4 protein-coding genes are annotated in these 4,430 nt (G+C 63.5%); all 4 read left to right on the forward strand.

From position 1 onward, the window contains the following. Positions 1-199 precede the first annotated feature (199 nt). On the forward strand, positions 200-1,981 hold the full coding sequence (locus EOA33_RS25495) for an acetolactate synthase 3 large subunit (protein ID WP_127285088.1): 1,782 nt from the start codon (positions 200-202) through the stop codon (positions 1,979-1,981). An 84-nt stretch (positions 1,982-2,065) separates the two neighbouring features. Continuing rightward, entirely contained in the window at positions 2,066-2,638 is a 573-nt protein-coding gene (gene ilvN, locus EOA33_RS25500; RefSeq protein ID WP_006204962.1) for an acetolactate synthase small subunit, read from the forward strand. Positions 2,639-2,784: 146 nt separating this feature from the next. After that, the gene (locus EOA33_RS25505; RefSeq protein ID WP_127406890.1) at positions 2,785-3,381 is read left to right on the forward strand and encodes a LysE family translocator; all 597 of its coding nucleotides are present in this window, start codon (positions 2,785-2,787) and stop codon (positions 3,379-3,381) included. Positions 3,382-3,713: 332 nt separating this feature from the next. Continuing rightward, a partial coding sequence (locus EOA33_RS25510) for an efflux RND transporter periplasmic adaptor subunit (RefSeq protein WP_127406891.1) occupies positions 3,714-4,430 on the forward strand: 717 nt, incomplete at its 3' end.

Consider the following 4,430-nt stretch of genomic DNA (forward strand, 5'->3'; position numbering starts at 1 on the left):
GGTTTCCCCGCCTCTACTGTCCGCCACCATGAAAACGGCACTCGTTCTCGTAGGACTGCGCGTGGGCAAGGCGGTGTAACCGCCGGGCGAAAACCTCCCATGCGCATCACACAGGCTCCCTCGGGGGCCTTTTTTATTGCCCGAAACACGACTAAACGACCAGCAACGCCCAAATGGCGACAGTACGGGACCAGGACCGATGAGCAACGAGCGGAACGAGCGGCGCGAAATGACGGGCGCCGAAATGGTAGTGCAGGCGCTGAAGGACAACGGCGTCAAGCATGTCTTCGGCTATCCGGGCGGCGCGGTTCTCCCGATCTACGATGAAATTTTCCAGCAGGACGAGGTCGAGCACATTCTGGTCAGGCACGAGCAGGGCGCCGGCCATGCGGCGGAAGGCTACGCGCGCTCGACCGGCAAGGCCGGCGTCCTGCTGGTGACGTCCGGTCCCGGCGCCACCAATGCGGTGACGCCGCTGCAGGACGCGCTGATGGATTCGATCCCGCTTGTCTGTCTCACCGGCCAGGTGCCGACCTCGCTGATCGGCTCCGACGCCTTCCAGGAGTGCGACACGGTCGGCATCACCCGGCCCTGCACCAAGCACAACTGGCTGGTGAAGGATGTCAACGAGCTCGCCGCCACGATCCACGAAGCCTTCCATGTCGCGACCACCGGGCGTCCCGGCCCGGTCGTCGTCGACATTCCGAAGGACGTGCAGTTCGCCAAGGGCACCTATGTGCCGCCGCAGACGGCGCCGCGCACCAGCTACCAGCCGAAGGTCCAGGGCGACCTGGAAAAGGTCAAGGCGGCGGTCGAGCTGATGGCCAGCGCAAAGAAGCCGATCATCTATTCGGGAGGCGGCGTCATCAATTCCGGTCCGGAGGCGAGCCATCTGCTGCGCGAACTGGTCGATCTCACCGGCTTCCCGATCACCTCGACGCTGATGGGGCTCGGCGCCTATCCGGCTTCCGGCAAGAACTGGGTGGGCATGCTCGGCATGCACGGCACCTACGAGGCCAACATGGCCATGCACGATTGCGACGTGATGATCTGCATCGGCGCCCGTTTCGACGACCGCATCACCGGGCGGCTCAACGCGTTCTCGCCAAACTCGAAGAAGATCCACATCGACATCGATCCGTCGTCGATCAACAAGAACGTCCATACCGACGTGCCAATCCTCGGCGATGTCGGCCGGGTGCTGGAGGATCTGGTGCGGCTGTGGCGGGCGACCGCCAAGGCCGACAAGAAGGCGCTCTACCCGTGGTGGGAGCAGATCGCCAAATGGCGGGCGCGCGACTCGCTGGCCTACAAGCCGAACGCCGATGTGATCATGCCGCAATACGCCATCCAGCGGCTGTATGCGCTGACCAAGGACATGGACACCTACATCACCACCGAGGTCGGCCAGCACCAGATGTGGGCGGCGCAGCACTATCATTTCGAGAAGCCGAACCGCTGGATGACGTCGGGCGGGCTGGGCACGATGGGCTATGGACTGCCGGCAGCCCTCGGCGTGCAGATCGCGCATCCCAATGCGCTGGTCATCGACATCGCCGGTGATGCCTCGGTGCAGATGACGATGCAGGAGATGAGCACGGCGGTGCAGTACGAAGCGCCGATCAAGATCTTCATCCTCAACAACCAGTATATGGGCATGGTCAGGCAGTGGCAGCAGCTGCTGCACGGCAACCGGCTGTCACATTCCTACACCGAGGCGATGCCGGACTTCGTCAAGCTGGCCGAAGCCTATGGCGGCCACGGCATACGCTGCGACAAGCCGGACGAGCTCGACGACGCGATCAAGGAAATGATCGCGGTGAAGAAGCCGGTGCTGTTCGACTGCCGCGTGGCGACTTTGGCCAACTGCTTCCCGATGATCCCGTCGGGCAAGGCGCATAACGAGATGCTGCTCCCCGACGAGGCGACCGACGAGGCGGTGGCCAATGCCATCGACGCCAAAGGCAGGGAACTGGTGTAGGCGACGAGCCAAGGCAGGGCTGGTCGAAGGAAGCCGTGCGCAAACAGAGAATTAGACCCAAGAGTTGAAATCGAGATTCACCCCATGAACGCACAGCTCCAACCGACCGGCTCCGCCTATTTCATCGCCAAGGAAACGGAAAAGCCGGAGAACCACACCCTCTCCGTGCTGGTCGACAACGAGCCGGGCGTGCTTGCCCGGGTCATCGGCCTGTTCTCCGGCCGCGGCTACAACATCGAGAGCCTGACCGTCTCGGAAACCGAGCACGAGAAGCACCTGTCACGCATCACCATCGTGACGCGCGGCACGCCGCATGTGCTGGAGCAGATCAAGCACCAGCTCGAGCGCATCGTGCCGGTGCACCGCGTGGTCGACCTCACCGTACGCTCGCACGAGCTTGGCCAGGAGCGGCCGCTGGAACGGGAACTGGCCCTGGTCAAGGTCGCCGGCACCGGCGACAGCCGCGTCGAGGCGCTGAGACTGGCTGACGCCTTCCGCGCCAGCGTCATCGACGCCAACACCGAGCATTTCATCTTCGAGATCACCGGCAAGGGCTCCAAGCTCGACCAGTTCATCGCGATCATGAAGCCGCTCGGCCTGGTAGAGATCTGCCGCACCGGCGTGGCGGCGATGAACCGCGGCCCGCAGGGCATGTAGGAGGCCGGCGCCGAAGCGCCGGCAGGTCGTCATTTCCGTCCTGACCGTCTGGCCCGGTTGATGCTCCAGGGTGGCCTTTGCGCGCCCGGTATAAAAGGACAATTATACTGACCTATTCGACGCGATGACTTGTCTGGGAGGACGTCATGCCGCTTGAAACGTTCCTTGCGCTCCTGGTCTACGCCTTCGTCACCTCGATCACGCCGGGGCCGAACAACCTCATGCTGCTGGCTTCCGGCGTCAATTTCGGCATCGTCAGGACCGTTCCGCACATGCTCGGCATCAGCATCGGATTTCTGGTGCTGCTGCTTGCCGTCGGCTTCGGGCTCGGCGCGGTGCTGACGGCGTTTCCGGTGCTGCACACCGGATTGAAGATCGCCGGCGGCGTCTATCTGCTCTATCTCGCCTGGAAGATCGCCATGTCGCGTTCGCTGAGCAGCAAGGGCGAGACGGAAGCGCGACCGATGCGCTTCATCGATGCGGCCGCATTCCAGTGGGTCAATCCCAAGGCCTGGGTGATGGCGATCACCGCCATGGCCGTCTATGCCAATGCGGAGCACCCGTTCCTGTCGGTGGTGCTGATCTCGGTCGCCTTCACCATCGTCAACCTGCCGAGCGTCTCGGTGTGGGCGGGCTTCGGCACGGCGCTGCGCGGGTTCCTGTCGGATCCGGTGCGGCTGAAATGGTTCAACATCGCCATGGGTGTGCTGCTGGCGGCGACGCTGTGGCCGATGCTGCGCTAAGATCTTTTGATATTCAGGTAAGGCCGGTCTGCAAACGGCGCCTTCCTGCGCTTCCGGTGCTCACGTAGCCAAAAGTACGCTCCGCTCCGGTAATCACCGTTTTCGACTCGGCCTACCTGAATCTCAACAGATCTTAGGTCGCGACCCCGGCCCTTCGGTCGGGTTGCCTCCTTATTGTGCACTGCACATTAAATCTTCGTAATGCCGTGTTTTGGCCCTTTTCCGCCAAAGCGTTGTCCTATCTATTTCGACGAAATTCGCGGCAAGGCGCCGCGGATCGAGCAGAAATAGACCACCGGATTCGGCGTGTCGCGTGAGAGGGCTTGTTGTCGATGCGCGGAAAAATCGTCTTTGCGGTGATTGCGCTGGCCTGCGTTGCCGGGGCCGGTCTCTACCTTTCGCCGACGGCGCTGGGCAAAGTCCAGCAACTGATTTCGGGCCGTCAGGCCGCCAGCAACGGCACGGACAAGACGGCCAAGGCACCGGACAACGCAAAGGGCGGCGGCGGTGGCACGCATTCGGCCTCGATCGTTTCCGCGGCCGCCACCACCGCCGATTTCCCCATCCGCCGCTATGCCATCGGCTTCGTATCCTCGCCGGCCGTGGTTGCCATCAACGCCCGCGTCTCCAGCCAGATCGTCTCGATCGCGGTCAAGGACGGGCAGATGGTCAAGGCCGGCGATCTTCTGTTCTCGCTCGATGCCCGGGCGCTGAAGGCGCAGCTCGCAAAAGACCAGGCGACGCTGGTTAAGGACCAGGCGATGCTGGTCAGCGCCCAGGCCGACCTGCAGCGTGCCAAGGATCTCGTCGCCAAGCAGGCCGGCACGCAGCAGACCTACGATCAGGCGCTGGCGGCGCAGAAGGCGGCTGCCGCGACCATCGACGCGGACAAGGCCACCATCGACGCCGACACAGTGCAGTCGAGCTACGCGGCGATCTCGGCGCCGATCTCGGGCAAGCTCGGCGCCGTCAATGTCTCGGTCGGCGATCTCGTCACCACCAGCAACGGCAGCAGCAGCACGGCGCCGCTCGTCACCATCACGCAGATG

The sequence above is a fragment of the Mesorhizobium sp. M4A.F.Ca.ET.050.02.1.1 genome, from assembly GCF_003997725.1.
Lineage (GTDB): Bacteria > Pseudomonadota > Alphaproteobacteria > Rhizobiales > Rhizobiaceae > Mesorhizobium.